The 3,701-nt window shown below is 39.6% G+C and carries 3 protein-coding genes; 1 reads left to right on the forward strand and 2 read right to left on the reverse strand.

The genetic code is table 11. The features are described from left to right. Nucleotides 1–266: 266 nt before the first annotated feature. Nucleotides 267–1,889: an AAA family ATPase gene (locus ACESM0_RS13260; RefSeq protein WP_372906682.1), complete on the forward strand. Its 1,623-nt coding sequence runs from the start codon at nt 267–269 to the stop codon at nt 1,887–1,889. A gap of 349 nt (nt 1,890–2,238) precedes the next feature. On the opposite strand, the gene ACESM0_RS13265 is transcribed toward ACESM0_RS13260, so the two are convergent. Beyond that, nucleotides 2,239–2,709, reverse strand: coding sequence for a fasciclin domain-containing protein (locus tag ACESM0_RS13265; RefSeq protein ID WP_372906684.1), 471 nt, complete (start codon nt 2,707–2,709; stop codon nt 2,239–2,241). A gap of 434 nt (nt 2,710–3,143) precedes the next feature. Further along, nucleotides 3,144–3,701 (reverse strand): protein-L-isoaspartate(D-aspartate) O-methyltransferase (locus ACESM0_RS13270; RefSeq protein ID WP_372906683.1); only part of this gene is annotated, 558 nt, incomplete at its 5' end.

Below are 3,701 nucleotides of genomic sequence, written 5' to 3' on the forward strand. Positions count from 1 at the left end.
AGCAGTTCATTCATGAACGCCTTTTTGCTTTTCCAGATGTACTGCATCAGTTGTTCTTCAGATTTCGATAGTTTCATAATTCTACATTGTTAGAACTGTTTCTACAAGTGTAGAATTAAAATTCAAAAAATGCAAAACTTTTTTACTGTGGTTCTGAACTAAAATTGTTACTCCTTCAGAAATTTTGGAATTTGTTTATAGGAAGGGCTAAATCTTCAGTTGCATGAAAAGATCACATTAAAGTCATGAAATCAAATATTTAAGTCTTGACGGATAAAAGAATGAGTAATTCCGGAAATGAATCAGAATCAGATAATAGCTTGTGGGAGTTCCTGGAGAACCGTGAGGTCTACCCCCATAAACCCGAAAATGTAAAGCACATTCAGACACATATTTCCCATGTGTTTATGGCCCCACCTTTTGTCTATAAATTTAAGAAGCCCGTTGATTTCGGTTTTCTAGACTACAGCACACTCGATAAGAGAAAGCACTATTGTGAACGGGAAGTGGAGCTGAATCGCAGGCTTTGCTCTGATATTTATATTGGGGTCATCCCAATTTCAAAAAAGGAGAATACATTTACTTTCAATTCAGAAAATCCGGAGGAAATCGTTGAGTATGCCGTGAAAATGAAGATGCTTGATGGGCAATATTTTCTGTATTCCTATATTGAAAATGATACCCTTACAAAAGAGCATTTGGATCGGGTCTCGGATAAACTGGCGAAGTTCTACCTGCAGCAGGAACCGAAAGATGATGTTCTTCAGTATGGTAAAATTGAACAGATCCGGTTCAACACCGATGAAAACTTTGAGCAAACCGAATCTTACATCGGAAAGACGATTGAAAATGAAGAGTTTCAGGCGATCAAATATTTTACCAATCAATATTTTGAGAAGAATCAGTCACTTTTTAACCGGCGAATATCTCAGAAACGAATCGTAGACGGGCACGGAGATTTGCACCTCGAACATATTCACATCGGTCCCGATAACATCTGTATCTACGATTGCATAGAGTTCAACGAACGTTTTCGTTGTGGCGACCTCGCCGCCGACTTGGCTTACCTTGCCATGGATCTGGATTTTCAGGAGTGCCGTAATGAAAGCCTCTATTTCGTTGAGCAGATGTCACAAAAGCTTGATGACCCTGACTTATTTAAAATCACCGATTTTTATAAATGCTATCGTGGATATGTAAAAGGCAAGGTAAAAAGCCTTCAAAGTGCAGGTGCCGAAAACACCTCAAAAAAACGGGAAAAGCTGCAGCAAACAGCAACCGACTATTTTCACCTTTCTCTGCGATATGCTCTTTTGGGATCCAGACCGACATTACTAATTTTTATGGGCCGTATTGGTACAGGGAAAAGTACCTTAGCTGAACACCTTTCTAAAATCCTGGACTTCGAGTATTTCTCATCAGACCGCATTCGAAAAAAGCTGTCGGATCTGCCTTTGTATGAACGACCAAATTCATCAAAACGAGAGAAACTCTATTCGGCTGAGATGTCAGAAAAAACGTATCGGCACCTATTTGAGAAAATTACTACAGTTTTATCATCCGGAAAGAGTGCGATCCTCGATGCAACATTCAGCAAGAAATCAAATCGGCAGAATCTAATAGAACTGCTTAAGTCTGTAGATGCAAATTTTGTGTTTATTGAAGCTCAAGCATCGGATGAAACCATCATTTCCCGGTTGAAAGCCAGAGACAAGAATAAAGATACAGTCTCGGATGCGCGCCTGGAAGACTTTGAAAAGCTTTCTGCCAATTATGAATCGCCAAAAGAACTTACCGACAGCCAACTTCTGAAAATAAGCACTCAAAATAGTCTGCCCGAAACTTGTGAAATTCTATATAAAAAGCTCGCAGACCATCACCTGCGGTAACAAACTGAAGTAAAAATACTTAAAGGTGAGATTAGCTAAATTAACGTGAGTTCTATATAAGAAAGCAGATGACGGATTTGACCAATTCTCCCCTAAAAAGGGGAGGCAAAGAGGGGTGTCCATAGAATTTTCCTAATGAATATCCATTTACCTAAATCTCTTTCTTCTTAAGAAGGGGACTTCTCATATGGCCAAATTCAGTGATTTTATATCAAATTGACGTTAAATTAAGATTATCCATCTACAGAAAAATTCATAAAAAAATAGATGGCTTATAAATTTGAGTAGAATAGAAAAGGCCCGACTTTTAAAAGCCGGGCCTTTTTAACCAAAACAAACGTTTTGAATCTTAGTATCCTGAATTGTCTTCAGGTGGCAGTATTACTGCATCAATCACATGAACTACACCGTTTGAAGCCTCTATATCGGCAGCCTCAACATTTGCATCATTTACTTTTGCACCACTATCGCTCAGAGAAATGGTTACTTCAGAACCTTCCACAGTTTCGGCCGTCATTCCGTCACTCAGATCTCCTGACATTACTTCTCCAGCTACTACATGATAGGTTAAAATCTCAACCAGCTGATCCTGGTTCTCAGGCATTAACAAGCTTTCCAGAGTTCCGTCAGGAAGTGCTTCAAATGCTTCATTTGTTGGCGCAAAAACCGTAAAAGGTCCGTCGCCTTTCAATACATCAACCAATCCTGCTGCTTCGATAGCAGCAACCAAAGTCGATAGATTGTCAGTATCTTGGGCGATACTCACAATATCGTGGTGATCATTATTCTGTGTTGAAATACTGTACGGAGCGAATGCCATAAAGATTACGGCAAGAGCTACCATACTGATAATTTTAAACTGTTTCATAATTGTTATCTATTTAATTGGGGTTAAGGATCTGATTTGTAAAAATCTTTTTGTATCAGACTGGTCAATCAACATCTGAAAAAGAGAAAGTCGTTCCCCTCACCCAAAAACCAATTTCACAATATTATGGAGCTAAACAATTGACACAAAAGGGAGTAACTCTTATCAGGAAATTTTTAACAAAGATTAGATTTAGGGGGTTTTTCTTGTCTCAAGCACTCTATTCGAACATTTAGATCGACTTCTCTCTTATTCTTAGCTATCTCAATGGAACGATTATGTTACAGATGTTAACTCTCTTAAACGAAGTTACTTAGAGTGATTATGGCGAAATTTAAAAAGTGAGTTGAATGTTAAAACAGAATTGCTGTTACGTTATAAACAACTCAATCCCAGCCTTTCTCTCCAATCAGGGGTACGAATTTAAAGTGACTCAATCTCTCTTCTTTGAACTCCTCCTCACCGTTTCGGGTAATTCGAATCATCACCTGGCTTTTCTGATCTCCGACAGGGACAACCAATTTCCCTCCAACTTCAAGCTGTTCTTTAAGGTCTTCGGGAACTACGGGTGCCCCGGCCGTAACAACAATCCCATCATACGGTGCATATGCGCTCCAACCCAGCGTTCCATCGCCAAGTTTGAGGTGGGGTCTGTAACCAAGTTCCTGCAGAATCTCTTTTGCACTCCGATAGAGTTTTTCGTGACGTTCCACACTGTACACATTAGCTCCCAATTCACACAAAATCGCAGCCTGGTATCCTGAACCGGTTCCAATTTCCAGGATTTTATCACCCTTTTTTACTTCAAGAAGTTCAGTTTGAGCCGCAACCGTATAAGGCTGAGAGATCGTCTGTCCGTTACCGATGGGCAGTGCAGAGTCTTCATAAGATCGATTTTCAAAAGCCGTATCTACAAAAAGATGCCTAGGTACGGTATGGATAGC

This window comes from Rhodohalobacter sp. (assembly GCF_041686455.1).
Taxonomy (GTDB): Bacteria; Bacteroidota; Rhodothermia; order Balneolales; family Balneolaceae; genus Rhodohalobacter.